Genomic DNA, 22,031 nt, shown 5'->3' with positions numbered 1-22,031 from the left:
GGTCGGTGCCGGAGATCGGGGCCAACTCTAGGAGGCTCGCCTGATCCCCTGCAGGCGATATCCACAACGCCGACTGGACCGGTTTGGCGTTGATCGCGCGAGTGCCGGAGATCACACGTCACGACGCATAAACGGTCGTTTGAAAGTCGCTTTGAGTATTCAGCCGCAAACGCTCTGGATGCAAGACCTGGGGCGGGACTGGTCTGAACTCACCCGTAACCAAATTGCAAAGACCCCGGTTTTAGCCGGGGTCCTCGCTGTCTGTAGCAGCCGCCTGGGTCAGGCGTTGGGGCGCTTACCGTGGTTTGCGCCCTTCTTCTTGCGTGCGCGGCGCTTGCGGCCGGTCTTGCCCATTCCTAAGCCTCCTTGAAACAACTGCAAAGAGTCACAGTCTCTCATACCATGCATCGCTCTTCACGTCGTGCGGCGGGTCACGGTCTGGCTTACAGTGTTTCGGCGCAGGCCATATGAGCAAAATACTGATCAGTCAGCGATGTGCTGTCTGCCCCCCTGCGTCCTGCCGCCGCCGGCGGGGCGCAAGACCGCGACCGCTGAACGGAGGTGCGACATGCTCGCCGACGGTTGGGACTGGTAGTCCAAAGACGTCTGTCCGGGTAGCGTTGCGCGCGTGAACCGGCGGGTGCTGCTTCGGCTGGTGGTTGTCACCACGACCATACTGGCTGTTGCCATTCTGGTACTGGCTGCAGCACACGCAACGATTGACGCGCCCACCATCTGCCTGGGCCTGCTCATGCTGGCGGGGACGGTGCTCCGGCCTCGTGTCGGGCAGGTATACCGGACCTCACTCGATTACGTACTCGTCATTGCGCTCTACTTGTTGTCAGGAGTCGGGTCCGCGATCCTTGTCGGCGCCGTCGGTGCCTTGTCGCAGGATCGTCGGCATCCGATGGTCAAGAAGGTCTTCAACGGCGCCCAGTCGGTCATCTGCGCGGCGGCGGGCGGATTGGTGTTCCACTTCGCGGGCGGCCCGACCGGCGATGAGGTGCTGTCGCGCCCGTGGGACGCGATCTGGACCACTACCGCGGCCAACGCGACCTGGCTGGTCGTGAACGCTCTTCTGCTGTGCGTGGTGCTCTCGCTCGAGGCGGGCGACCCCAGCCCGGCGACGTTCCTGCGGAAGGTGGCGGTGCCGACCTCTCCACCCCTGCTCGGCTACGGGCTGCTCGGACTCCTGCTCGCGGTCGCATGGCTGTCCGGTCTCGGCTTCCTGTCGATCCTTCTCATCTTCGTGCCGCTGTACGTCAGTAGGTGGGCGCTGTCGCAGTACGAGGCCGAGAGGCGGGCGCAGGCCGCGACCATGCGTGCGTTCATCCAGGTCATCGAGGCCAAGGACTTGTACACTCGAGGTCATTCCGAACGTGTCAGCGAGGGCGTCGGAATGCTCGGCCGCCACCTGGGGCTGGCGGACGACCGGCAGAGCGCGCTCGAACATGCCGGTCTACTGCATGATGTCGGCAAGGTCGGTGTGCCAACGAGCATCATCCGCAAACCCGGTCGGCTGGACGACTCGGAGATGGACGCGATCCGGCTCCATCCTGCTCGCGGAGTGGAGTTGATCGGCAACATCCCCTTTCTGGAGGAGGTCAAGTCCGCGGTTCTGCACCACCACGAGAAGTACGACGGCACCGGCTATCCGGCCGGCCTCAGCGGCGACAACATCCCGTACTTCGCCAGGATCATCGGCATCGTGGACGCGTTCGACTGCCTGACGTCGACACGGTCGTACCGGCCGGCCCGTGGCGTGGAGGAGACGCTGCAGATCCTGATCCAGGACCGCTACACACACTTCGATCCACACTTGGTGGACGCCTTCGTCGACGTCATCAGAAAGCAGGGCTGGAAGACCGTCGACCAGCCTGCTCCGGACGGCTCGGTGGTGGTGACGATCGACCATGACGACCTCAGCCTCGGCAGCGGTGGCGGGGCGACCGGCAACGCGGCAGGCCCGGAGTGATGGCCGGCGGCGGCATGACGGAAGGCCTTGAGCTGCGGAGGATGGGCAGCGGGGTCGTCATCGTGGCTGCCGGCGCCGCGTTGGCCTTGATCGCAATCGTGCTCACCGCCCGCGACGGGATGACCGAGTGGTCGTACGCCGTCACCTTCGGAGCCCTCATCGCGATCGGTGAGATGGTGCAGTTCCGGGTCGACCGGATCCGCAACCGGGCACCGATCGCGACCAGCGCCGCCCTGGGGTACGCGATGCTCCGTGGACCGTCGGTCGGCGTACCTCCGGATGTCGCACAGGTCGTGGCAGTGACTGCGGTGGCCACCGTTGCAGGGCTCTTGCCGAGAGCGATCGCGGGGCTTGGATGGGACATCGTCGTGTCGTGCCGGCGAGGCATCTCGGTCGCTTGTGCGGCCGCAGTCTTCTCTCTGCTGGCGCCCGCCGACCTGGCCTGGACGGGTCGTTGGCAGGATGCGTTGTGGCTGTCCGGCGCGATGCTCCTCGGGGTGCTGAGTGCCGGTGTCAGCGACGCCCTGATCGGCGCGGGGCAGGCGACGGAACGCCACAACAGACCGTTCCCCGCCGCGCTGCGGGACGAACTGTCGGTGATGGGAAGGATCGGGCTGGCGATGGGTATCAGCGGCATCCTGCTCGCCACCGGTACGGCGCTGTTGGGCCTGTGGGCGCCGCCGTTGGTGGTGGTGCCGTTGTTGTTGACTCAGTTTGCGTTTCGGCGGTTTGCTTCGGCTCAGCGGACTTATCGGACTACGGTGCGGTCGATGGCTCGGAGTACTGAGATTGCCGGGTTCAGTAGTCCCGGGCAGAATGCGCGGACGGCGCAGTTGGCGGTTGCTTTGGGCCACGATCTGGGGTTGACGCCGGCGCGGATGGAGGCGTTGGAGTACGCCGCTCTGTTGTCGGGGGTCGGGCAGTTGGCGCTGGCGGATCCGAGTCCGGGTGGGGCGAGTCTGCTGCGGACGCGGGAGGAACGGCGGCGGGCGGCGGAGATCGGGGCCGCGGTGATCGAGCGGTCGGGGGTGCTGGATCATGTGGCCGAGATCGTGCGGCACTCGAACGATCCGTACCGGCAGGGGCGGGCGAACAACGCGGACATCCCGGTGGAGAGCGGGATCGTCAACGTGGCGCTGGCGTACGAGCAGTTGGTGGGGGAGGGCAACGGTCAGTCGCCGGCGAAGGCGATGGAGTCGATCGGGCTCGGGATCGGGGCCGAGTACGACCCGGTCGTGGTCGAGTCACTCCGACGGGTGATCGGCCGGGGATTCCGTTTTTAGCCGGAGGATCGCCGGGGCTCCGTGGCACGGGGAGAGGTCGTCCCACCCGGGCGCCGTTCCGGCCGGGACCCGGTGCGTTCCGCCCATTCCGGCGTACAGCAGGAGCCCGGCGCCGGCGGCGATCAGTACGTCGCCCGGGCTGACCGCCTGACCGATGCCCGGCAGGGCCACGGGTACGACGTCGCCCAGCCAGGGCAGCGTGGTCGAGGCATCGGCGAGTTCGTGGCGTGGTGAGTTCATGAACGTGTCGACGCCCGCGCGGGCGAGGGCGTCGGCGGACACCGGCATCGCGCCGTTCAGCGCGACCACCAGGGCGTTGCAGAAGAAGCCCAGGGCAAGTAGTCCGACGCCGGGATGGCGGAGGTTCTGGCGGAGGAAGACCGCGATGCAGACCGCGGACCCGATCAGGCCGACCGGGTACGCCGTACCTCCGACCAGTGAGCCGAGGAACTGGCCGATCGCCGCGGCGGCCAGCCAGTGCACGCCGGTCAACGAGTTGTCGGCCAGCCGGGTGAAGCGTCCACCGGTCGCCCAGGCCGCGGCGGCGGCGAGCAGCATGACGAGGAGGACCAGCAACACCCTCGCGATTCTGCCGCGCCCCGGGCGGAATCCCGGGCAAGCTGATCCCGCAGCGTGTCGACATAACAGCAAAGAGTGACGGGCGGTCCTTCCCTGGGAAGGACCGCCCGTCAGCGTACTAGGGCTTCGCCGGGGAGGCGCCGCCCTCGTCGAGCAGCTCCGGCAGGTCCTTCACACCGGGGTCGCCCTGGTCGGCGCGGTAGTCCGTGGCGTGGGTGCTGTCGACGCCGTTCGGCACCTTCAGCGCCCGGAACACCAGCGTCAGGACGACGACCACGATCACGTTGAGCGCGAACGCGGTCAGCGCGATGTACGACTGGGTGTCGGTGAACGGCACGTTCGCCAGCGAGCCGCCGAAGTGCTTCCCGGTCGCCGGGTTGATCACGTTGTAGGCCTCGATCGTGCCGAACAGCATCGCCGCCGCCCAGCCGGCCAACAGCGCCCAGCGATGGAACCACCGGGTGTACAGGCCGACCACGATCGCCGGGAACGTCTGCAGGATCCAGATCCCGCCGAGCAGCTGGAAGTTCAGCGCGAGCGTCTTGTCCAGCGTGAGCACGAACGCGAGCGCACCGAGTTTCACCAGCAGGGACGCGATCTTGGAGACCTTGGCCTCCTGCGCCGGGGTCGCGTCGCGTTTGATGAAGTCGCGGTAGATGTTGCGGGTGAACAGGTTCGCGGCCGCGATCGACATGATCGCCGCCGGCACCAGCGCCCCGACCGCGATCGCCGCGAACGCGATCCCGGCGAACCAGGACGGGAACTCCTGGTCGAACAGCCGCGGGATCGCCAGCTGCGGGTTCGGCAGCCCGTCCAGGCCCCGTACGTCGACGTTTGCCTTGATCGCCATGAAGCCGAGCAGCGCGAGCAGGCCGAGCAGCAGTGAGTACGCCGGCAGGATCGCGGCGTTCCGCCGGACGATGTTGCGGTTCTTCGTCGACAGCACCGCGGTCACCGAGTGCGGGTACATGAACAGTGCCATCGCCGAGCCGAGCGCCAGCGTCCAGTACGCCGAGTAGCCGGACTCACCCGGGATGAAGGCGCCGACCGGCTTGCCGGTGTTCGGGTTGGTCGCGGTCAGCTTGGCCTCCGCGGCGTCGAAGATCGAGCCCCAACCGCCGAGCACGCTCGGCAGGTAGAAGATCGCCACCGCGATCACCAGGTAGATCAGGCCGTCCTTGACGAACGCGATCATCGCCGGCGCCCGCAGACCCGACGAGTAGGTGTACGCCGCCAGCACCGCGAACGCGATCAGCAGCGGAAGGTCCTTGGCCAGCAGGTTGTCGCCGCCGAGACCCATCGTCTCGAACACGGCCTGCATGCCGACCAGTTGCAGGGCGATGTAGGGCATCGTCGCCAGGATGCCGGTGATCGCGACCGCCAGCGACAGCGCGCGGCTGCCGTACCGGCCGCCGACGAAGTCCGCCGGGGTCACGTAGCCGTTGCGGTGCGAGACCGACCACAGCCGGGACATGAAGACGAAGATGATCGGATAGACCACGATCGTGTACGGCACCGCGAAGAAGCCGCTGATCGCGCCGGTGGCGTACATCGCGGCCGGTACGGCGATGAACGTGTACGCCGTGTAGAGGTCGCCACCCAGCAGGAACCAGGTGATGAAGGTGCCGAACCCGCGGCCGCCGAGACCCCACTCGTCCAGGTTGTCCAGGCTGCCCGAGCTGCGCCAGCGGGCCGCCATGAAGCCCATCACGGTGACGGCGCCGAAGATCAGGATGACGATGATGAGCTGGACCCAGTCGACACTGTGGTTCACTGGTCGCCCTCCTTCGCCCGGTCCGCCTTGTCGGGGTCGCCGAGCCCTTCGGCGGCGCGCCGCTTGCGCTCCTCGGTGATCACGAGCTTGTAGCAGATGCTGACCAGCCCGGCGGAGAGGAAGACCCACAGGAACTGGTACCAGTAGAAGAACGGGAAGCCCCACAGCCTGGGCTCGTCCTTGGCGTACGTGGACACCAGGAGCGGTACGACGACCGCGACCGCCAGCAGGACGCCGGAGATCCAGTACGCGGGTTTGACCGCGGACAATCGGGACACTGCAAACCTCCTCGGGACACAGGCGCAACGGAGCACGCTACCGTTCGTCCGAACAAGCGACCAGATCTTCAGGGTGGATCATGGATAACGAACGAGCATGGTTCGTCCGGCGGGTCGTGCTGTCCGTTCTCTTCCTGGTGATCGTTGCCGTGCCGCTCTACCCGGAGCTGTTCGGCCTCGACGAGGTCACGCCGTTCGCGCAGCTGGTGGCGTTCCGCCCGCAGGGGCTGGCCGTCGTCCTGGCGCTGGGGCTGGTGATGCTGGTACGGCGGGGCTGGCGGATCGCCGCCGTACTCGTGCTGTCGCTCGCGCTGGTCGGTGCCGCACTGACGGCGCCGCGGCAGTTCTCGGAGGCGGATCCGGTGCCGGCCGGGTCCCGGGTGCTGACGATCATGGTCGCCAACGTGCTCGGTGGCGGCGCCGACGCGGGAGCGGTGGCCAAGGTGATCCGGGAGCGCCGGCCGGACCTGGTTTCGTTGCCGGAGGCCCAGGTCGACGTCCGGGAGGACATCCGGGCGCACCTGCAGGGCCTTGCCTACAACGGTTACACGCTGCAGCCGAGCGCGGCGGTGGAGAGCGCGACGAGTGTGCTGGTGGCGTCGTCACTCGGTGCGGTCCGGTTCGCGAAGGACGCGTCCGCGACGACCTTCGGGCACATCGTCGTCACCGGCGGGACCCTCGGTGAGGTCCGGCTGATCGCGTACCACGGGTTCCCGCCGCTGCCGTCCGAAGTGACCACCTGGAAGAAGGATCTCGGCGTACTGCGGCAGTGGTGCGCGCAGAACCCGCCGACGATCGTGGCCGGCGACTTCAACGCGACCACCGACCACGCGGACTTCCGGTACGCGCTCGGCACGAACTGCCGCAGCGTCGCGTCCCTCACCGGCTCCGGTCTGGAAGGCACCTGGCCGTCGGACCGGCCGGCGGTGACCCGGACGCAGATCGACCACGTGCTCATCACCCGGCAACTCGAGCCGGGCCGCTTCACGACGTACGCGATCGAAGGCAGCGATCACCGCGCAGTCGTGGCGACGGTCGCCGTACCCTAGGACTGGTTGGCGGCCGGCTTGTAGATGTAGGGCTGGGACGCCTGCACGGCCTCGGTCAGCATCAGCAGCATGTCCGCTCGGGCCTCGATCGGCCGGCCGAACAGCTCGTCGTCACCGGGGATCGGGAAGCCCTTCACCCCGATCGCCAGCTGGCTCAGCAGGACGTGCAGTACGCCGCGGGCGTTGAACACCGGCGGAGTCGGCCACTCGGGCAACGTGTCGTGCATCAACGGCTGCTGGGCCGCGGTCGCAGCGACCGGCTTCAGCCAGCGCTCGAGCTCGTCGCTGGTCAGCATGTTCCGGTGCAGGATCGTCATCACCGCGTGCGCGACCCGGTCGTGCTCCTCGTGCACCCAGCGGTACGGCGTGTCCTTCACGATCCGGTCGGCGAGTACGTCGAGCAGCGCCCGGAGCACACCGGCGTCGCAGTGCCGCGACCGGGCCAGTGCACCGATCGCGTCCGCGCCGTGGGCCACGGCGTGCGCCCAGCCGCAGTCCGGCACGTAGCCGCGCAGGTCGCGCTCGCGCAGCAACCAGGTCGCCAGCCGGTCGCCCCAGCGCATCACCACCTCGTCGTGCACGAGGAACTCGGCGTTGTCGCGGTGGATCACCTCCGCCAGCGTCAGTGCGGTGAAGGACCGGCGGAACACGGTGTCCGTGCCGTCCTCACCCAGTCCGTACGCGAGCCCGGCACACAGGCCGTCACCGAACCCCGGCAGCAGATCGTCGTACACCCCGCGCTCCAGCCAGGTCGCGAGCGTCGGGTACGCGAGCGCGTCGCGGATCTGCGGGTTGGTGCTGGCGAGGCCGCGGACGAGCTCCTCGGTGAGGTCGGTCAGCGCACGGTCGCGCGGTACCGCGTAGTCCGCGGCCATCACGTCCTGCCAGTACGTCGACTCCACCGAAGCATCCTTTCATCCGTGCCTGATCAATCAACACCCATTCGCGCCCTTCAATCAAGCCGGACCACCCCAGGGACCGGTGCCGGCGTCGGTAGCATCGAGGGGTGCCGTCTCTGAGCGACGTGGCCCGGAACCACACCACCCTGGACCAGGCCGACCTGGACCGTCTGCAGCTGCTGGTCTCCGACTGGCAGATGCTGGCCGACCTGTCGTTCGCCGACCTGGTGCTCTGGCTGCCGGACACCGAGGGTCTCGGCTTCTGGGCCGGGGCGCAGATGCGGCCCACCACCGGGCCGACGGCGTACCTGGACGACATCGTCGGCAGCTTCATCCCGCGCGGCCGCCGGCACCTGCTGGACCAGGCGTACGACGGCGGCCGGATCTGCCGGGAGGGTGACCCGGAGTGGCGCGACGACGTCCCGGTCCGGGTCGAGACCATCCCGGTCCGGCGGGGCAGCCGGGTGATCGCGGTGATCGCCCGGAACACCAACCTGCTCGGCGTCCGCACCCCGTCCCGGCTGGAGATCGCCTACCTGCAGAGCGCCACCGACCTGGCCCGGATGATCACCGACGGCGTCTTCCCGTACGGCGGGGAGCGGCTGCTGTCCACCACCCCACGGGTCGGCGACGGCTGTATCCGGGTCGATCGGCACGGGATGGTGACGTTCGCCAGCCCGAACGCGTTGTCGGCGTACCGGCGGATGGGGCTCGTCACCGACCTGGTCGGGAGCCGGCTGAAGGACGTCACCGGTGAGCTGCTGCAGGCCGGCCACAAGGTCGACGACGTGCTCGCGTCGGTACTGACCGGGCGCGCGGCGAAGGAGCTCGAGATCGAGAACGCCGACGCGACGCTGTTCCTGCGCGCGATCCCGCTGCGGGCCGACGGGCAGCACGTGGGGGCGCTGATCCTGCTCCGGGACGTGACGGAGCTGCGCAGCCGGGAGCGGGAGCTGGTCACCAAGGAGGCGACCATCCGGGAGATTCATCATCGCGTCAAGAACAACTTGCAGACCGTCGCGGCGTTACTCCGGATGCAGGGCCGGCGGATCGCGGTGCCGGAGGGCCAGGCCGCGCTGGCCGAGGCGGTCCGCCGGGTCGGCTCGATCGCGATCGTGCACGAGACGTTGTCGGAGTCGTTCGACGAGCACGTGGACTTCGACGACGTCGCCGACCGGGTGGCCGCGATGGTGGCCGACGTGTCCACGGTCGCCACGTCGGTCGAGACCCGGCGCTCCGGGAGCTTCGGCGTACTCGACTCCGAGATCGCGACGCCGCTGGCGATGGTGCTGACGGAGTTGATGCAGAACTCGGTGGAGCACGCTTTCCGGTCCCGCGACGGGGACGAGGCGACCGGCACGATCGAGTTGTCCGCCGAGCGGTCGGTGGGCCGGCTGCGGGTCACCGTCGTTGACGACGGCCACGGGCTGCCGGCGAACTTCGACTCCGAACTGTCCGGCAACTTGGGGCTGTCCATCGTCCGCACCCTGGTGCTCGGCGAACTGGACGGCACCCTGGACTTCGGCTCCCGCCACGACGGCCGCCCCGGCACCCAGGTCACCCTCGACATCCCGGTGAAGGACTAGGGGCGCAGGGGGAAAGCGAAAGGCCCCGCGGATGGTCCGCGGGGCCTCGAAAGAGTTGCTCAGGCGGTGCGGATGCGGGCGCGGGCGTTACGCCGCTTGAGCGCCCGGCGCTCGTCCTCGCTGAGGCCGCCCCAGACACCGTGGTCCTGGCCGGCTTCCAGCGCCCAGGCGAGGCACTGCTCACGCACGTCGCAGCGACGGCACACCTGCTTGGCCTCCTCGATCTGCATGATCGCGGGCCCGGTGTTGCCGATGGGGAAGAACAGTTCCGGGTCCTCATCGAGGCAAACGGCCCGGTGGCGCCAATCCATGGCGGATCCCATCTCTCTCAGTAGTTGTCGTACGCTGAATCTGGTCGGTGCCCAGTCAGCGCGGCTTTACTCTCGTGATTCAGCTCGCACCAGGGGGTCTCGGCGTGCGAGGTGTTCGCTGCAGGAACGTGTTGTGAACGTTTTCACGAACGAGACCATGTTCCCAATCTCAGCTGGGTGAAACAAGGGTTCTGGAGTTGTCGATCAGATCACAACACTTCCTTAACACTACGAACCGGTGCGCAGTGGAGCTCCCCGTCCGTTAACCGGACGGAGCATCGTTCATGCACTCACCCGTTCACTGCAAGTAACCGATCCAACCGCCTTTTGGTTACGCACGACCTCAGTTCCTTGTGGGGCTGGGGTTCCCGCGGACCCAGGGCTCGCGGGAAGAGCGGGTGGTCGTCCCTTGCGCCCGAAACACAGCAACGGCACGGAGCACTAAGCTGGCGAAGTGCCGACCGACTCCCCAGCCACCGCCGTACCGAGACCGCTCAAGCTAGCCGCCGGTGTGGTGGCTGCGGAAGGCCTTGTGCTGGTCGTTCTCGGAATTGCCGAAGCATTTACGATCCAGAGCTCGCGGCTGGTCCTGGGACTGACCACCACCGCCTTCTTCGTCCTGTACGGCGGGGGCCTGCTGATCGTCGCTCGCGGCCTCTGGCGCGCGTCCACCTGGAGCCGGGGGCCGGCCGTGTTCGCCCAGCTGATCCAGCTCCTGGTCGCGTACAGCTTCTGGGGCGGCTCCACCCGGCCGGTCGCGATCGCGCTCGCCCTGGCCGCGGTCGGCGTACTCGTGGGCATCTTCCAGCGGTCGTCGACCGAGGCGCTCGCGGACGACCCGACCAAGGACCGCCCGGTGCTCTGACTACTCCTTGAGCAGGCCGGCGCGGAGCTCGGTCAGGGTGCGGGCCAGCAGGCGGGAGACGTGCATCTGCGAGATGCCGATCTCCTCGGCGATCTGGGACTGCGTCATCCCGCGGAAGAACCGCAGCGTCAGGATGCGTTTCTCCCGGGTGTCCAGCTGGGCCAGGAGCGGTTTCAGGGACTCCCGGTACTCCACGCTCTCCAGCGCCTCGTCCTCGCCGCCGAGGCCGTCCAGGACCGTGGTCGCGTCCGCCTCGTTCTGGTCCGGGGCGTCCAGGGACAAGGTGTTGTAGGCGTTCGCGGACTCCAGGCCCTCGATCACCAGGTCCGGCGACAGGCCGAGCCGGTCGGACAGCTCGGCGACCGTCGGCGCCCGGCCCAGCTCCTGGGTGAGCTCGGCCGTGGCCGCGGTCAGCGACAGCCGGAGCTCCTGCAGCCGCCGCGGCACCCGGATCGCCCAGCCCTTGTCCCGGAAGTAGCGCTTGATCTCGCCCAGGATCGTCGGGGTCGCGTACGTCGAGAACTCGACCCCGCGGTCGGAGTCGAAACGGTCGATCGCCTTGATCAGGCCGATGGTGGCCACCTGGACGAGGTCGTCGTACGGCTCGCCGCGGTTGCGGAACCGGCGGGCCAGGTGCTCGACCAGCGGCATGTGCAGCGCGACCAGGCCGTCCCGGGCCAGCGTCCGCGCCGGGTCACCGGGGCCGCCGGCCGCCATCGCGCGGAAGAGCTCCGCCGTCCGGGTACGCAGATCTGGAGTTTCCTGGGGCTCGCCCAGGACAGGTCGGTCGCTCACGCGGTCTCCGCGGCGGTGGCGGTTGCCGTCACGGTGATGGTGAGCCGGCCGTCGATCGTCTCGGCGGCCGCGGACTCGACCAGCGCGGTCAGCACGGTCCAGCCGAACGACGACGTGTCCGGACGCCAGCCGTTCGGTACGACGGCGCTCGTGCGCACCGTCAGCTGCGGCGGGTCGATCTCGAACACGCAGTCCAGCACGCCGTCGGAGGCCTGCGGCAGCAGCAGCGCGCAGGCTTCGTCGACGGCGATCCGCAGGTCGTCGATCGCGTCCACGGTGAAGTCGTTGCGGGCCGCCAGGTTGCCGACCACCGACCGCGGAACCGCGATGTACGCACTGTCCGCCGGAATGCTCAGACGGACCTCGGCGGATCGTCCGGTGCTGCCCACACTGCCTCCCTCGTGTCCGGCGGGTGATCGCCCCACCACGCCGTACATCTTCCACTCTCGCAGGCCGCTTTGCACGGCGAAGGCCCGGCCTTGTGGACAAGACCGGGCCTTTCGCGGCGCGAACCTCAGCCGGTCGGCTCGACGTGCGTCGGGTCGAGGACCCGGCGCAGGAAGGTCCGGGTGCGCTCGTGCGACGGGTTGCCGATCACCTCGGCCGGCGGGCCCTGCTCGACGATCACGCCGCCGTCCATGAACACCACCCGGTCGGCCACCTCGCGGGCGAACGCCATCTCGTGGGTGACCACGAGCATCGTCATCCCGTCCAGCGCCAGCTTGCGCATCACGGTCAGTACGTCGCCGACCAGCTCGGGGTCGAGCGCCGACGTCGGCTCGTCGAACAGCATCAGCGCCGGGTCCATCGACAGCGCCCGGGCGATCGCCACCCGCTGCTGCTGCCCGCCGGACAGCTGGGCCGGGAACGCCGTCATCTTGTCGTGCAGGCCGACCCGCTCGAGGTTGGCCCGGGCGATCCGGTCGGCGTCGGCCGGCTTGCGCTTCAGCACGGTGGTCTGGGCGACCGTGCAGTTGGCCAGCGCGGACAGGTGCGGGAACAGGTTGAACTGCTGGAACACCATCCCGATCTGCTGCCGGGCGGCGTCCAGATGGCAGTCCGGGTCGGTGATGTCCTCACCGCGGACGAACACCTGTCCTTCCTGCGGCTGCTCGAGCAGATTGACGCAGCGGAGCAGCGTCGACTTGCCCGACCCGGACGGGCCGATGACGCAGACCACCTCGCCCTGGTCGACGGTGAAGTCGATCCCGCGCAGGACGTGGTTGCTGCCGAAGGACTTGTGCAGGTTCTTGATCTCGACCAGTGCCATCAGCGTGCCCTCGCCGCCTTCGCCTCGAGCCTGCGGACCAGGATGCCCAGCGGCAGGGTGATGATCAGGTAGCAGAAGCCCGCGGTCACCAGCGGGGTCAGGTTCGAGTAGGTGTTGGCCAGGTCGCGGCCGAACCCGGTCAGCTCGTACCCGTCCGCGGCGACGCCGATGATGAACACCAGCGAGGAGTCCTTGACCAGCAGGATCAGGTCGTTGGTCAGCGGCGGCAGGACGATCCGGAACGCCTGCGGCAGCACGATCTTCCGGGTCGCCAGGCCGGCCGGCATGCCGAGCGAGCGGGCCGCCTCGACCTGTCCCTTCGGCACCGCCTGGATGCCGGCCCGGATCACCTCGGCCATGTACGCCGCGGCGACGATCCCGAGCGCCAGCCAGACCACGCCGTACGGGTCCCACGGGATGGTGAGGCCCTCGAAGGCCAGCGGCAGCAGGCTGAACGCGATGAACACCACGATCGCCGGCAGGCCGCGGAAGAACTCGATGTACGCGGTCGCGATCCACCGGTACGGCGCCACCTGGCTGAGCTTCATCAGCGCCAGCACGGTGCCGCCGATCAGGCCGATCACGAACGCGCCGGCGGTGTACTCGATCGTCTTCAGCAGCGCCGTCAGCAGGCCGTCGCGGAACGCGCTCTCGATGAACTCCGGCTTGAAGAAGACGCTGCCGATCTGGCCCCAGTCCGCGCTGAAGGCGGCGACCAGGGCGACGACGACGAGAACCGCGTACTGGATCCAGCGGGAGCGCTGGGCCCGCTGCCGCGGGCTCAGCCCCTTCCGCTCAACGGTGTCGGTTTCGGTGGTCGCACTCACTTCTTCGGCTCAACCCCGAACCACTTCTTGTAGATCTCGTTGTACTGGCCGTCGGACTTGGCCTTGGCCAGCACCTCGTTGAACTTCTCCACCAGCTTCGGGCCGCTGCCGTCCTTGAGGGCGGCGAAGCCGTACTGCTCACCGGTGTTGAACTCGGTCGCGATCTCCATGTCCGGGTTCGCCTTGACGAAGTCGTACAGCACGCCGTTGTCGTTGATCGCGGCATCGACCCGGCCGGACTTCACGTTGTTGGTCTGGATCGCGAGGTCGTTGAACGGGATCACCGTGTAGCCGTTGGCCTTGGCGTTGTCGTCGGCGTACTTCTTGCCGGTGGTGTCCGCCTGGGCGCCGATCTTCTTGCCGCGCAGGTCCGCGAGGCTCTTGATGCCGGAGTCCTTCTTGACCATCAGCACCTGGGTGGCGTCCATGTACGGGTCGGTGATGCTGATCGCGGCCTGGCGCTCCGGCGTGATCGTCATCGCGCCCATGCCCATGTCGCACTTCTTCGCCTTGAACGCGGCCCCGGAGGTGACCTGCGCCCACTCGATGTTGACGACTTCCTGCTCCAGGCCGAGATCCTTGGCGACCAGGTCGAGGAGATCCACGTCGAAGCCGACCACGTCGGCGCCGTCCTTGTACTGGAACGGCTTGTACGGCAGGTGGGTGCAGACCATCAGCTTGCCGGACTTCACCAGGGTGATGCCGGCCGCGGCGGCCTTGTCCTCGGTTCCACCGCTGCTGCCCGAGCCCGACTCGTCACTGCCGCAGGCTGAGAGCGTGAGCGCGAGCACGGCGGCCGCGGCGACGACGGTGCGGGCGCGACTCTTGCGGAGGGTGGAGACGATGTTCATCGCTGATACTCCTCGACACTGGAACTGGTACTCCGAACCGGTCGGTACCGGGCCGGATGCCGCATCCTGACACAGCAACCACGCGCGTGTCGGCTACCGGCTGCGGCTGAGACCTCATCGTCACCCTGTTGCCGCTCCGCCGCATCCCCCGGGGGTCAGGTGTGAACCCGCACACAGCAGACCAGTGCGGTGTGTGGTTTACTCGGTGCGACGGGTGACCCCCTGGCCGCGGCGTGGTTCGACGCACCCTCTGATCGAGCCGCCCACTCACTGTAATCGACCGCCTGCTCGCTGTTTCTCCGAAGGGTCCCCGCATGGTCGCCCAGCCGCATCCGTCCGTTTCCGCCGTCCCCGCTGCCGAGATCGACCGGTACGCCGGTGATCCCGTCTTCGAGCTGCACCGCGGCGGCAAGATCGAGGTCACGTCGTCGATCCACGTCACCGACGCCGCCGACCTGTCCAAGGCCTACACGCCCGGGGTCGCCCGGGTCTGTACGGCGATCGCCGAGGACCCGGCCCTGGTACGGCGCTACACCTGGAAGTCCAACGTGGTCGCGGTCGTCACCGACGGCACCGCCGTCCTCGGCCTCGGCGACATCGGGCCGGCCGCGTCGTTGCCGGTGATGGAGGGCAAAGCCCTGCTGTTCAAGGAGTTCGGCGGGGTCGACTCGGTGCCGATCGCGCTCGACTGCACCGCCGTGGACGAGTTCGTCGAGACCGTGGTCCGGCTGGCGCCGACGTTCGGCGGGATCAACCTCGAGGACATCTCGGCACCCCGCTGCTTCGAGATCGAGCGCCGGCTGAAGGAGCGGCTCGACATCCCGGTGTTCCACGACGACCAGCACGGTACGGCGGTCGTCGTCCTGGCCGCCCTGCGGAACGCGCTGCGGGTCACCGGCAAGTCGATCGAGGACATCCGGGTGGTGATCTCCGGCGCCGGCGCGGCCGGGGTCGCATGTGCCCGGATCCTGCTGCAGGCCGGCGTCGGCGACCTGGCCGTCGTCGACAGCAAGGGCGTGCTGCACGAGGACCGCCCCGACCTGAACCCGGTGAAGCTGTCGCTGGCCCGGGACACCAACACCGGCGGGCTGTCCGGCCGGCTGGTGGACGCGCTCGACGGCGCCGACGTGTTCCTCGGGGTGTCCGGCGGCACGGTGCCGGAAGAGGCGATCGCGCGGATGGCCGACGGGTCGATGATCTTCGCGCTGGCGAACCCGAACCCGGAGGTGCACCCGGACATCGCGCACCGGCACGCCGCCGTGGTCGCGACCGGCCGCTCCGACTTCCCGAACCAGATCAACAACGTGCTCGCGTTCCCGGGCATCTTCCGCGGCGCCTTCGACGCGAACGCGTCCCGGATCACCGAGGGGATGAAGCTCGCCGCGGCCGACGCGCTGGCCGGCCTGATCTCCGCGGACGACCTGCGGCCGGACTACATCATCCCGTCGCCGTTCGACGCCCGGGTCGCGCCCGCGGTCGCCGCCGCGGTCGCGGAGGCTGCTCACGCCGAGGGAGTCGCCCGCGCCTGATCAACCGCGGACGACCATGCGCTCCCACCACCGGCCGGCCCGCTCCAGCGTGTCCAGGTCGCGGCCGCCGGACTCGACGTACCCGGTCATCGCCAGGCGGGAGTAGACCGCGGACATCGCGCCCCGGCCGGAGCCGTCGTACCAACCGTCGCGGCGGACGGCGTCGTCGCCGGTCCCGGGGAAGGTGGTGCGGTCCAGGTCGAGCCACGGGAAGTCCGCGGGGACCGGAAGCTGGGTGGCCTCGATCGAGCGGTGCGTGTACGCGACCTTCGCGTCCAGCCCGTGCCAGAACAGGCCCGGTGCGAGCACGCTGCGCGGCGGAGTGCCCCGCCAGTACGACGCCAGCCAGGCGGAGGAGTGCGGCACCTTGACCCGGTTGTCGCGGACCGCCTTCAACGCCGTCCCCAGTTGGGCGATCGCGTTCGGCGACCAGCCGTAGGTGATCAGGTAGGGATGTTCGCCGGTCTCCTCGCCGATCTCGTACGTCGCCCCGTCGAGCGGAAACCCGGCCGGTGCGCCGGCGTAGATCAGGCCGGGGTCGATCTCCGTCGTACCGAGGAGGTGCCGGGTCCCGGACGCGGCGGCGTTGTTGTAGGTGGCGACATGGAACCGGCCGAAGCCGGTGGCGAGTGCGCGGACCGCGGCGTACTGGTCGAGGGACAGCATGGCGGGGGCCCAGTGCTCGACGTCCCAGCTGCCCATGCTGCCGTCGTCGCCGGTGACGAAGTGCGGGAAGGCGCCGACGTACCGGTCGTTGTCGAAGGCCGCGACCGCTTCGGAGCGGGTGTACTGCAGGGCCGCGACCCGGTCGAGCATCGCCTGGGCCGCGGTGTCGGCGGCCTGGATCCGGGCGGGGTCGCCGGACCGTCGCTCGAGGTGCTCGGCGTAGTTGACCAACAGCTCGGCCCGCCCGGTCAGGGTGCGGATGTCGCCCGTGCGGAGAACGGTGTCCGGCTGCGCGGCGTACAGGTCGAGCACCGAGGTCACATAGGTCTCGAGATTGGTGGTCAGCCGTGAATCGCCTTGCAGATAAGGGCTCCGAAGGACTTGCAGGGCGAGGTCCGTGCTCATGTGACCCGGCCTCCGCTGCAGGAGGTAGTCGAGAAGCTCGTCGGCGGTTCGGCGTTGCTGCGGGTCACCGGTCACGTCGTACATGGCTGCCAGCGCGGCGTGGGCGTGCGAGGCGCCCTCAAAACCGCGCCCGGTGGCTACGCCCTCGGCGGTGATCTGCAGGTACGCCCCGGTCACTTGCGTGGCCTGGGCGGCAGGGGAGGGGGTGGCCGGTCCGATCAGCAGGGTGACGGCCAGCAGTGCGCGGAGCATCGGTCCTCCTGGAGAATTTCGGTCAAGTCCGTTATTGCCGGAGACGGCGCGGGCTAAACTCTGACACGGATGTCGGAGTGAGGAGTCAGGGCGTGCGTATGCGGGAGATGGTGGCCCGGACGGGGGTCAGTGAGCGGCTGCTGCGGTACTACGAGGACCAGGGGCTGCTGAAGCCGGAGCGGCTGCCGAGCGGGTACCGGGAGTACGCCGCGAGCGACGTCGACCTGGTCGGGCGGATCCGGACGTTGCTGGCGGCCGGCCTGTCGACGTCGACGATCGCACAGGTGCTGCCGTGCGTGACCGAGAAGCTCGAGCCGACCTGCCCGGTGCTGATCGACAAGCTGCAGCACGAACGCGACCGGATCAGCGCGTCGATCAGGGCGCTCGAGGAGTCCCGGCAGTTGCTGGACGGCGTCCTGTCGACGCCGATCGTGAATTCGGTAACTGATTCCGCGTAGACCAGGTCCTAAGGTGGTACGCATGCTTGCTGCCTACGCCGCCAGGTTCGACGCCGACGACCCGATCGCCGCCCTGGAGGTGGGCGAGCGTCCCGACCCCACCGTGCCCGACGGCTGGGTGACGATCGACGTCCGGGCGACCGCGCTCAACCACCACGACCTGTGGTCGCTGAAGGGCGTCGGCCTGGCCGAGCAGAGTCTGCCGATGATCCTCGGTTGCGACGCCGCCGGGATCGACCCGGACGGCAACGAGGTCGTCGTGCACGCGGTCATCTCCGACCCGGGGTGGAAGGGGGACGAGACGCTCGACCCGAAGCGGTCGCTGCTGAGCGAGCGCTACCAGGGGACGCTGGCCGAGAAGGTCGCCGTACCGGCGCACAACGTCGTGCCGAAGCCGGCCGGGCTGAGCTTCGAGCAGGCCGCGTGCCTGCCGACCGCGTGGCTGACGGCGTACCGGATGCTGTTCACGCAGTCCGGTCTGAAGCCCGGCGACACCGTGCTGGTGCAGGGCGCCGGCGGCGGCGTGGCGACCGCGCTGATCACGCTGGCACGGGCGGCCGGGATCCGGGTCTGGGCGACCAGCCGGGACGACGCGAAGCGCGCGAAGGCGCTTGAGATCGGCGCGCACGACGTGTTCGAGTCCGGAGCGCGGCTGCCGGAGCGGGTCGACGCGGTGATGGAGACCGTCGGTCAGGCGACCTGGTCGCACTCGCTGAAGTCACTGAAACAGGGCGGCACAGTGGTCATCTCCGGCGCGACCAGCGGCCAGGCGCCCAAGTCGGCCGAGCTGAACCGGATCTTCTTCCTCCAGTTGCGGGTGCAGGGCTCGACCATGGGGACTCGGACCGAGCTGGCCGAGCTCGTGCAGTTCATGGCCAACGCCGGCCTCTCGCCGCACATCGACTCGGTGCTGCCGCTGGCCGACGCCCGGAAGGGGTTCGCCAAGATGAACGAGGGCGACCTGTTCGGGAAAGTCGTCTTCACGGTCTGATGCTTCCCGAGATCCGCCCCGCCACCGTCGAGGACGCCGAGGCCGCCGCCTGGTGTCACCTGCTCTGCTGGCGGGAGGCGTACGCCGACCTCGTGCCGGCGGATCGTCTGCTCGAGGGAACGAGCGACATCGACCGCCGGACCGAGCGCTGGGTGACGAACCTCGAGGAGGGCCGGAAGCGCTGGATCGCGCTCAACCCTGACCCGGCAGCCGCTGTCGAGGATCAGGTGATCGGCTTCTCGGCAGCCGGCTCAGGACGCGACGAGGACGCTCCGGTGACGCTCGAACTGGAGGCGATCTACACCCGGCAAGCGCAGTGGGGGAGTGGGCTCGGCCGCCGGTTGCTGGAGGTTGCCATTGGCAAAGACCAGGCCAGTCTGTGGGTGTTCGAGGACAACCTGCGCGCGCTGACCTTCTATCGCCGCAACGGCTTCGTCGCCGACGGCGCCCGCAAGCACGACCCGTACTTCGGCCTGATGGAGATCCGCCTGGTCCGCCGGTAGTGCCACGGCACTGCTGTGCCGGGTCACGTTGCACGCCGGAAACACCAGCGTCTCACCGGGGCAATCGAAGGGGCTCAGTCTTGGTCCTACCGCGGGAAACCCCCGCGGTTTCGATCCGCCCGATCGACGAGCGACCAGGAGAGCCCATGAGGCCGATCTTGACGGTGATCGCCGACCCCGCCGACCGCTGGATGACGAAGGCGGCGTGCGTCGGCCAGGCACCGGCGTACGACGAGACCGCCAGCCAGTGGGAGCAGCGCAAGGCCCAGGCGGTCTGTCTGACGGCCTGCCCGGTGATCGAGGAGTGCCGGGAGTGGGCCCGCCGGACCAAGTTCACCGGGACCGCGGCCGGCGAGAAGTTTCTGTCCGGCCGCCGCCGGGGCCGTCCCGGCCCGCAGGAGCGCCGCCGTCCGGTCGTCGTCGAAGAAGCCCAGCAGGCGAGCTGAGGCGGAAACAGCCGTCAGACCCCGACGAGCTCGTCGGCGCGCTCCGCGTCGGCGGGCTTCGGGGTCCGCCGGAACGGCGAGGTGATCGTCGGCAGCAGGTGTTCCCGGTTGCGGACCATCGCGACCACCGCGAGCACGAGGTAGATCCCGCACAGCACGTACCGCCCGGTCTGTCCCGGTACGGCGAACTGGATCGCGAACAGCCCCAGGAGCGTCCAGGCCGCCCACCGGGGGAAGCGGAGGCTCAGCAGCACGGCGAGACCGAGCAGCGTCTGCGTCGCGGTGAGCAGGAACTCCTCGACCTGCCGCGCGTCCAGGTCCAGCGCGGGCCGGCCGCCGCCGAGCAGATAAGCGACCGGCAGGCTGCCGATCAGCAGCGTCCACTGGTTCACCTTGGCCGAGATCAGCAGACCGAGCGCGGCGCCACCCTTGCCGCGCCAGGCGAACAGCAGCGCGACGATGAACTCCGGCGACTCCGACGCGAGCGGCGCGAGCCACTGCACCAGCAGGAACTGGTCGATCCCCAGCGCATGACCGCCCTCGACCAGGGAGTCCGCGAACGGCTCCGCGGCCGCCAGGATCACGCCGGCCGAGACCAGGAACATGCCGATCACGGTGATCCGCCGCTGCACCGTCGGCAGTCCGCCGATGGTCGCGGCCGGGCCGATCAGGTCCGGCTCGTCGGTGTGCTCCGACGCCGCCGCGCGGTAGAGGTAGTAGGCGAAGAACGCGAGCAGCAGGATCCCGAGCACCAGGTGGATCTCGCCGGTCACCGGGATGACGAAGGCGACCACCGCGGCGATCGCGAGGAACCCGAGCTCGCGGCGGTAGCCGGAGTCGAGCACCAGGGCCCTGACCGTCCGCCGGCTGCGGCGCGAGGCGACGTACAGGCTGATCAGGACGACGCTCGACCAGCCGAGGCCGAGGAGCAACCGGTTCGACCCGGTCATGTTGGCGGCCGCGTACTGGACGTACTCCGGGTTGCTGCCGGCGGTGTGCGCGAAGTACAGGTCCACCGCGTACTCCGGGAGGACGGCGATGACCGCGAGCAGTGCGATCGCCAGGCCGCCGGAGATGTCCACCTCGGCCGCCTCCGCCGCCCAGGCCAGCACGAACGACGCGGCCACGACGGCGGCGCCGAAGAGCAGGATCGACGCGAGCGCCGGCGGGTGCGTGCCGGTGAGCCGCAAGGCGACGGCCGGGATCGCCGCCACGAGCGACAGCAGCACCGGGCGCAGGGCTCGAACCATATCTCCAGCGTGCCATCGTTTTGATACTTTCGCAATTGCGAAAGTATGAGAGCGTCGTCACCCCGGCCTGCCGCGCTGCCGCCTGGCCGGTCCACCGGTCACAATGACTGCGCGATGACGACACCGACGCCCGAACCGACGAAGGCCCAGCTGGAATCCGCCGCCGGCACCTTCGCGATGCTGTCCGCCCCGGTGCGGCTGCACCTGGTCTCGCTGGCGGCCCAGGGCGAGTACGACGTCGGCACGCTCGCGGAGCGCGCGGGCGTGAGCATCGCGACCGCCAGCCAGCACCTCGGCAAGCTCAGGCTGGCCGGCATCATCACCGCCCGGCGCGAGGGCCGGCGGCACATCTACACCGTCGACGACCCGCACGTCCTCAACCTGGTCGACCAGATCTTCGAGCACATCGCCCCCGACGGCTCCCTCGCCCCCGACCCACCCCGCCGGACCAGACCTCCGCACACGGACTAGAGGACGTGCCGCAGGTACCTCTCCGGCCCCTGCAGGTACGCCTTCCAGTTCGCGACCAGTTGCAGGTCGTCCCAGGTCGTCGTACGGATGCCCCACTCGCCGACCTCGAGGATCGTCGCGCCGGGCAGAGCGGCGATGACGGGGGAGTGGGTCGCGCAGAGGACCTGCGAGCCGGACTCGGCCAGCCGATTGAGTACGCCGACCACGGCCAGGCTGCTGGAGAACGACAGCGCGGACTCGGGCTCGTCCAGGCAGTAGAAGCCGGGCCGGGTGAAGCGGTCGTTGATGAGGGTCAGGAAGCTCTCGCCGTGGCTCATCTCGTGGAAGACCGGCTCCGGGCGGGCGCCCGGGTTCTGCTCCAGGTAGGTGTAGAAGCCGTGCATGGTCTCGGCGCGCAGGAAGAAGCCGGCGCGCTTGGCGCCGGCGCCGCGGGTGAGCAGCAGGTCGTCGGCCAGCGGTGACTCGGTCGCGCGGGTGGTCAGCCGCGCGCCGGTGGAGCCGCCTTCGGGAGAGAGGCCGAAGGCCACGGCGATCGCCTCGACCAGGGTGGACTTGCCGGTGCCGTTCTCACCGACCAGGAACGTCACGCCGGGCTCGAGGTCCAGCCCGTCGGTGAGCAGTTGGCGAACGGCCGGGATCGTGTGCGGCCAGGTGCCGGACGGACGAACGCCCTCCGCCGCGGCAACCCGGCGTACGGGGTGCGTGGCGAAGGGCATCC

General features: G+C 69.1%; 25 protein-coding genes. 11 read left to right on the top strand and 14 right to left on the bottom strand.

Going from position 1 to position 22,031, the window contains the following annotated elements:
• Positions 1–279: 279 nt before the first annotated feature.
• A complete protein-coding gene (locus ACQPYZ_RS26600; protein ID WP_369759046.1) occupies positions 280–354 on the bottom strand; it encodes a 50S ribosomal protein bL37 in 75 nt (24 codons plus the stop codon).
• A gap of 274 nt (positions 355–628) precedes the next feature.
• Here ACQPYZ_RS26600 and ACQPYZ_RS26595 point away from each other — a divergent pair, with 274 nt between their 5' ends.
• Together ACQPYZ_RS26595 and ACQPYZ_RS26590 are read left to right on the top strand one after the other, a co-directional pair.
• Positions 629–1,975: an HD-GYP domain-containing protein gene (locus ACQPYZ_RS26595; protein WP_433160872.1), complete on the top strand. Its 1,347-nt coding sequence runs from the start codon at positions 629–631 to the stop codon at positions 1,973–1,975.
• 14 nt (positions 1,976–1,989) lie between these two features.
• Positions 1,990–3,258 (top strand): HD domain-containing phosphohydrolase, encoded by a 1,269-nt coding sequence (locus ACQPYZ_RS26590; RefSeq protein WP_433160870.1) that lies wholly within the window; start codon positions 1,990–1,992, stop codon positions 3,256–3,258.
• Here ACQPYZ_RS26590 and ACQPYZ_RS26585 read toward each other — a convergent pair.
• From ACQPYZ_RS26585 to ACQPYZ_RS26575, 3 genes are all read right to left on the bottom strand, one after another.
• Entirely contained in the window at positions 3,220–3,837 is a 618-nt protein-coding gene (locus ACQPYZ_RS26585) for a DUF5317 domain-containing protein (protein WP_433160869.1), read from the bottom strand. The genes ACQPYZ_RS26590 and ACQPYZ_RS26585 overlap by 39 nt on opposite strands.
• 118 nt (positions 3,838–3,955) lie before the next feature.
• On the bottom strand, positions 3,956–5,611 hold the full coding sequence (gene mctP / locus ACQPYZ_RS26580; RefSeq protein WP_433160867.1) for a monocarboxylate uptake permease MctP: 1,656 nt from the start codon (positions 5,609–5,611) through the stop codon (positions 3,956–3,958).
• A complete protein-coding gene (locus ACQPYZ_RS26575; RefSeq protein ID WP_433160865.1) occupies positions 5,608–5,889 on the bottom strand; it encodes a DUF3311 domain-containing protein in 282 nt (93 codons plus the stop codon). Before ACQPYZ_RS26575 ends, mctP begins: the two co-directional genes overlap by 4 nt.
• 80 nt (positions 5,890–5,969) lie before the next feature.
• Here ACQPYZ_RS26575 and ACQPYZ_RS26570 point away from each other — a divergent pair, with 80 nt between their 5' ends.
• Complete coding sequence (locus ACQPYZ_RS26570; RefSeq protein ID WP_433160864.1) at positions 5,970–6,938, top strand: endonuclease/exonuclease/phosphatase family protein; 969 nt, start codon at positions 5,970–5,972, stop codon at positions 6,936–6,938.
• On the opposite strand, the gene ACQPYZ_RS26565 is transcribed toward ACQPYZ_RS26570, so the two are convergent.
• On the bottom strand, positions 6,935–7,840 hold the full coding sequence (locus ACQPYZ_RS26565) for a DUF2785 domain-containing protein (RefSeq protein ID WP_433160863.1): 906 nt from the start codon (positions 7,838–7,840) through the stop codon (positions 6,935–6,937). The two genes, ACQPYZ_RS26570 and ACQPYZ_RS26565, sit on opposite strands and share 4 nt — an antisense overlap.
• Positions 7,841–7,944: 104 nt before the next feature.
• Here ACQPYZ_RS26565 and ACQPYZ_RS26560 point away from each other — a divergent pair, with 104 nt between their 5' ends.
• A complete protein-coding gene (locus ACQPYZ_RS26560) occupies positions 7,945–9,423 on the top strand; it encodes a sensor histidine kinase (RefSeq protein WP_433160862.1) in 1,479 nt (492 codons plus the stop codon).
• A 59-nt stretch (positions 9,424–9,482) separates the two neighbouring features.
• Here ACQPYZ_RS26560 and ACQPYZ_RS26555 read toward each other — a convergent pair whose 3' ends face one another.
• Positions 9,483–9,734 (bottom strand): WhiB family transcriptional regulator, encoded by a 252-nt coding sequence (locus ACQPYZ_RS26555; protein ID WP_012922773.1) that lies wholly within the window; start codon positions 9,732–9,734, stop codon positions 9,483–9,485.
• A 454-nt stretch (positions 9,735–10,188) separates the two neighbouring features.
• On the opposite strand from ACQPYZ_RS26555, the gene ACQPYZ_RS26550 reads away from it, so the two are divergent.
• Positions 10,189–10,599, top strand: a complete 411-nt coding sequence (locus ACQPYZ_RS26550) for a hypothetical protein (protein ID WP_433160860.1) — start codon at positions 10,189–10,191, stop codon at positions 10,597–10,599.
• Here the strand turns inward: ACQPYZ_RS26550 and ACQPYZ_RS26545 are convergent, their stop codons facing one another.
• The 5 genes from ACQPYZ_RS26545 to ACQPYZ_RS26525 all read right to left on the bottom strand — a co-directional run bounded on the left by ACQPYZ_RS26545 (position 10,600) and on the right by ACQPYZ_RS26525 (position 14,342).
• Positions 10,600–11,394: an RNA polymerase sigma factor SigF gene (locus ACQPYZ_RS26545; RefSeq protein WP_433160859.1), complete on the bottom strand. Its 795-nt coding sequence runs from the start codon at positions 11,392–11,394 to the stop codon at positions 10,600–10,602.
• A complete protein-coding gene (locus ACQPYZ_RS26540; RefSeq protein ID WP_433160857.1) occupies positions 11,391–11,783 on the bottom strand; it encodes an ATP-binding protein in 393 nt (130 codons plus the stop codon). Before ACQPYZ_RS26540 ends, ACQPYZ_RS26545 begins: the two co-directional genes overlap by 4 nt.
• A gap of 125 nt (positions 11,784–11,908) precedes the next feature.
• Positions 11,909–12,664, bottom strand: a complete 756-nt coding sequence (locus tag ACQPYZ_RS26535; RefSeq protein WP_433160856.1) for an amino acid ABC transporter ATP-binding protein — start codon at positions 12,662–12,664, stop codon at positions 11,909–11,911.
• Positions 12,664–13,491: an amino acid ABC transporter permease gene (locus tag ACQPYZ_RS26530; protein ID WP_433160854.1), complete on the bottom strand. Its 828-nt coding sequence runs from the start codon at positions 13,489–13,491 to the stop codon at positions 12,664–12,666. The genes ACQPYZ_RS26535 and ACQPYZ_RS26530 overlap by 1 nt, the downstream gene beginning before the upstream one ends.
• Positions 13,488–14,342 (bottom strand): ABC transporter substrate-binding protein, encoded by an 855-nt coding sequence (locus ACQPYZ_RS26525; protein ID WP_433160852.1) that lies wholly within the window; start codon positions 14,340–14,342, stop codon positions 13,488–13,490. The genes ACQPYZ_RS26530 and ACQPYZ_RS26525 overlap by 4 nt, the downstream gene beginning before the upstream one ends.
• 314 nt (positions 14,343–14,656) lie before the next feature.
• Here ACQPYZ_RS26525 and ACQPYZ_RS26520 point away from each other — a divergent pair, with 314 nt between their 5' ends.
• Complete coding sequence (locus tag ACQPYZ_RS26520; RefSeq protein ID WP_433160850.1) at positions 14,657–15,871, top strand: NAD(P)-dependent malic enzyme; 1,215 nt, start codon at positions 14,657–14,659, stop codon at positions 15,869–15,871.
• On the opposite strand, the gene ACQPYZ_RS26515 is transcribed toward ACQPYZ_RS26520, so the two are convergent.
• Complete coding sequence (locus tag ACQPYZ_RS26515) at positions 15,872–17,194, bottom strand: hypothetical protein (protein WP_433160849.1); 1,323 nt, start codon at positions 17,192–17,194, stop codon at positions 15,872–15,874. It abuts the gene before it with no gap.
• A 98-nt stretch (positions 17,195–17,292) separates the two neighbouring features.
• Between ACQPYZ_RS26515 and ACQPYZ_RS26510 the strand changes: the two genes are divergently transcribed.
• The 4 genes from ACQPYZ_RS26510 to ACQPYZ_RS26495 all read left to right on the top strand — a co-directional run bounded on the left by ACQPYZ_RS26510 (position 17,293) and on the right by ACQPYZ_RS26495 (position 19,592).
• On the top strand, positions 17,293–17,652 hold the full coding sequence (locus ACQPYZ_RS26510) for a MerR family transcriptional regulator (protein WP_433169765.1): 360 nt from the start codon (positions 17,293–17,295) through the stop codon (positions 17,650–17,652).
• 22 nt (positions 17,653–17,674) lie between these two features.
• A complete protein-coding gene (locus ACQPYZ_RS26505) occupies positions 17,675–18,643 on the top strand; it encodes a zinc-binding dehydrogenase (RefSeq protein ID WP_433160847.1) in 969 nt (322 codons plus the stop codon).
• Positions 18,643–19,146, top strand: coding sequence for an N-acetyltransferase family protein (locus ACQPYZ_RS26500; protein ID WP_433160845.1), 504 nt, complete (start codon positions 18,643–18,645; stop codon positions 19,144–19,146). The genes ACQPYZ_RS26505 and ACQPYZ_RS26500 overlap by 1 nt, the downstream gene beginning before the upstream one ends.
• A 146-nt stretch (positions 19,147–19,292) precedes the next feature.
• Positions 19,293–19,592, top strand: a complete 300-nt coding sequence (locus ACQPYZ_RS26495; protein ID WP_433160843.1) for a WhiB family transcriptional regulator — start codon at positions 19,293–19,295, stop codon at positions 19,590–19,592.
• Between the two features lie 14 nt (positions 19,593–19,606).
• Here the strand turns inward: ACQPYZ_RS26495 and ACQPYZ_RS26490 are convergent, their stop codons facing one another.
• The gene (locus ACQPYZ_RS26490) at positions 19,607–20,842 is read right to left on the bottom strand and encodes a sodium:proton exchanger (protein ID WP_433160841.1); all 1,236 of its coding nucleotides are present in this window, start codon (positions 20,840–20,842) and stop codon (positions 19,607–19,609) included.
• 114 nt (positions 20,843–20,956) lie between these two features.
• Between ACQPYZ_RS26490 and ACQPYZ_RS26485 the strand changes: the two genes are divergently transcribed.
• Complete coding sequence (locus tag ACQPYZ_RS26485) at positions 20,957–21,313, top strand: ArsR/SmtB family transcription factor (protein WP_433160839.1); 357 nt, start codon at positions 20,957–20,959, stop codon at positions 21,311–21,313.
• On the opposite strand, the gene ACQPYZ_RS26480 is transcribed toward ACQPYZ_RS26485, so the two are convergent.
• Complete coding sequence (locus tag ACQPYZ_RS26480) at positions 21,310–22,029, bottom strand: AAA family ATPase (protein WP_433160837.1); 720 nt, start codon at positions 22,027–22,029, stop codon at positions 21,310–21,312. The genes ACQPYZ_RS26485 and ACQPYZ_RS26480 overlap by 4 nt on opposite strands.
• Between the last annotated feature and the right edge of the window lie 2 nt (positions 22,030–22,031).

This window comes from Kribbella sp. CA-247076, assembly GCF_050942445.1.
In the GTDB taxonomy this organism is placed as follows: domain Bacteria; phylum Actinomycetota; class Actinomycetes; order Propionibacteriales; family Kribbellaceae; genus Kribbella.
The sequence above is the reverse complement of the archived record's forward strand: the minus strand, read 5'-3'. Positions and strand labels throughout refer to the sequence as shown.

Bases quoted from the DNA above. Each gene is read 5' to 3' on its own strand.
- ACQPYZ_RS26515 (WP_433160849.1), bottom strand. From the start codon at position 17,194: ATGCTCCGCGCACTGCTGGCCGTCACCCTGCTGATCGGACCGGCCACC.
- ACQPYZ_RS26490 (WP_433160841.1), bottom strand. From the start codon at position 20,842: ATGGTTCGAGCCCTGCGCCCGGTGCTGCTGTCGCTCGTGGCGGCGATC.
- ACQPYZ_RS26480 (WP_433160837.1), bottom strand. From the start codon at position 22,029: ATGCCCTTCGCCACGCACCCCGTACGCCGGGTTGCCGCGGCGGAGGGC.
- ACQPYZ_RS26495 (WP_433160843.1), top strand. From the start codon at position 19,293: ATGAGGCCGATCTTGACGGTGATCGCCGACCCCGCCGACCGCTGGATG.
- ACQPYZ_RS26485 (WP_433160839.1), top strand. From the start codon at position 20,957: ATGACGACACCGACGCCCGAACCGACGAAGGCCCAGCTGGAATCCGCC.
- ACQPYZ_RS26500 (WP_433160845.1), top strand. From the start codon at position 18,643: ATGCTTCCCGAGATCCGCCCCGCCACCGTCGAGGACGCCGAGGCCGCC.
- ACQPYZ_RS26570 (WP_433160864.1), top strand. From the start codon at position 5,970: ATGGATAACGAACGAGCATGGTTCGTCCGGCGGGTCGTGCTGTCCGTT.
- ACQPYZ_RS26525 (WP_433160852.1), bottom strand. From the start codon at position 14,342: ATGAACATCGTCTCCACCCTCCGCAAGAGTCGCGCCCGCACCGTCGTC.
- ACQPYZ_RS26535 (WP_433160856.1), bottom strand. From the start codon at position 12,664: ATGGCACTGGTCGAGATCAAGAACCTGCACAAGTCCTTCGGCAGCAAC.
- ACQPYZ_RS26510 (WP_433169765.1), top strand. From the start codon at position 17,293: ATGCGGGAGATGGTGGCCCGGACGGGGGTCAGTGAGCGGCTGCTGCGG.
- ACQPYZ_RS26505 (WP_433160847.1), top strand. From the start codon at position 17,675: ATGCTTGCTGCCTACGCCGCCAGGTTCGACGCCGACGACCCGATCGCC.
- ACQPYZ_RS26520 (WP_433160850.1), top strand. From the start codon at position 14,657: ATGGTCGCCCAGCCGCATCCGTCCGTTTCCGCCGTCCCCGCTGCCGAG.
- ACQPYZ_RS26590 (WP_433160870.1), top strand. From the start codon at position 1,990: ATGACGGAAGGCCTTGAGCTGCGGAGGATGGGCAGCGGGGTCGTCATC.
- ACQPYZ_RS26555 (WP_012922773.1), bottom strand. From the start codon at position 9,734: ATGGATTGGCGCCACCGGGCCGTTTGCCTCGATGAGGACCCGGAACTG.